This window comes from Actinoplanes sp. TFC3 (genome assembly GCF_001553785.1).
GTDB lineage: Bacteria > Actinomycetota > Actinomycetes > Mycobacteriales > Micromonosporaceae > Actinoplanes.
In genome coordinates this window covers 1-1,840 of the sequence record NZ_LOJP01000022.1, presented here as the reverse complement: position 1 = coordinate 1,840, position 1,840 = coordinate 1, and the positions used below count along the sequence as shown (strand labels likewise).

The 1,840-nt window shown below is 68.6% G+C and carries 2 protein-coding genes and 1 tRNA gene; all 3 read right to left on the bottom strand.

From position 1 onward, the window contains the following. Nucleotides 1–135: 135 nt before the first annotated feature. A tRNA-Met gene (locus TFC3_RS34990) sits at nt 136–209 on the bottom strand. Between the two features lie 279 nt (nt 210–488). Further along, nucleotides 489–854 carry a hypothetical protein gene (locus TFC3_RS37680; RefSeq protein ID WP_153040647.1) on the bottom strand — a complete coding sequence of 122 codons (366 nt, stop codon included), beginning with the start codon at nt 852–854 and terminating at the stop codon, nt 489–491. Between the two features lie 21 nt (nt 855–875). Further along, nucleotides 876–1,796, bottom strand: a complete 921-nt coding sequence (locus tag TFC3_RS36645; RefSeq protein ID WP_082772782.1) for a lamin tail domain-containing protein — start codon at nt 1,794–1,796, stop codon at nt 876–878. Nucleotides 1,797–1,840: the final 44 nt, after the last annotated feature.

Sequence of the window (1,840 nt, the reverse complement as noted above, 5' to 3'; positions counted from 1 at the left end):
CACTCCCACCCCGCACCAACTCCCCCACGTCCCCAACGCACCGTAGGGGCGTCCGGGGGCTCGGCCCCCGGAGCAAAATGCGAAGAAACCCCTGTCAAACTCCCGAAGGGAATTCGACAGGGGTTACCCGTTTCGTAGCGGGGACAGGATTTGAACCTGCGACCTCTGGGTTATGAGCCCAGCGAGCTACCGAGCTGCTCCACCCCGCGTCGGCTTCATAACGCTAGCACGGTGCCGGGGCGGACTCCCAATCGGCCCGAACCGAGCACCACACCCGCTGGGCCCCAGCGAGGTCGGCCGCGTCGTCGAACACCGTCACCACGTGCAGCGCGTGACCCGGCACAGCGAAGAATCCGTGCAGGTTGTACGGCCCCTTGGCGGAAGGGCACCGTCCTGCTCGGTGACATCGCCGTCGACAACGGCAGGGGCGCCGGCGGACAGGTTGCGCACGGGTTCGGCCGGGCCCGCGAAGCGCAGGGCGCCGGCGGTCAAGATCGGCGCCATTCCCGCCGTACGCTCAATTGTCCAGGCTTTGGATATGGGCTCTTGGATGGTGACTGTAGAGCGTGCGCGATGCGGCTGAGCACCTCGTCGCGGTCCCACGTGTCGTGCAGGACGCGGTGCATGAGGCCGCCGGGCGGGGCGACCAGCCACGGGATGGTGCCGGAGGTGCGGGCCTCGGCGCACGAACCCGCCGATACCCTCGGCGCGGCGCAGGCTGTCGTGGCCCCAGGTGGCTTCTCGGTCCTCGGGGTGAGCGCCAGCAGCGCGTCGGGCCAGGCCGAGCGGATGGCCAGGTCGACCCGGTCGAGGGTTTCGCCGCAGCAGGAACAACCGGGAAGGTGATCAGCCATCCGCGCACCTCAGCGAGCGGGTCAGCAGTACGTGACCCCGCTGCCCTTGCCCCACTTGCACGTGTCGATGGTCTTGCCGGCGGGAGTCCGCAGGTATGCCGTGTCGCCACCGTCGTTCCAAACCGCGCTGGTGCGGTTCCAGTAGCGGTGCTTGACGTCAGGTTTGCCGTTGGTGCCCTTGCCGGAGTGGATGTACATGTCCTTGCCGGCGCCCAGGTTGTAGGCCGTGCCGAACTTGTAGATGTGCCCGGCGGCGTCACGGACGGTCCAGCCGTTCAGGTTGATGGTCGCCTTCGTCTTGTTGGTCAGGCGCACCCATTCGTTGTTCAGGCCGCTCGCCTTGTACTGGATCTTGCTGAACTGGACCGCGCCGACGGCCGGAGTGGCCGGGGCGGGCGTGGCCGGCGGGCTGACCGCGCCGGCGGCGATTGTCGGGGTTTGCCCTTTGAGCAGGTTGTTCTCGGAGTCGGCGTCGATGACCGCGCGGTAGTAGCCGGCGCCGCGACCGGACACGGTGGTGGAGTAGACCGCCGAGGGGTCCGAGGTGTAGCCGCCCGCGATGTCGGTCCAGACGCCGTTGACGCCGCTCTGGACGTGGACGAGCAGGTTGGGCTGGGCCGGGTCCGCCGTCACCCGGAACGAGGCCGAGCCGCCGGACAGCGTCACCTGCATCGACGGGACGATGCCCATGGCCACCGACACATGCCGGGAGGCTACGCCGTCGGCGACCACGTAGAAGCGGAAGCCGGAGTCGATGATGCGGGTGAGGCTCCACGCGCCCGAGCTGCTGGCCTTGGTGGTGATCACGCCGCCGTTGTTGTAGTCGGGTGCGGCGTAGAAGTCGTTGAAGACGTAGGCCGACTCGTAGAGCTCGACGGTGGCGCCCGCTGCGGCCGTACCGCTGAGGGTGATTGGACCGTAACCCTGACGGCTGGCCGGCACCGTGATGGTGGGGGTGGGGGCGGCCAGCCGTCAGGGTTACGGTC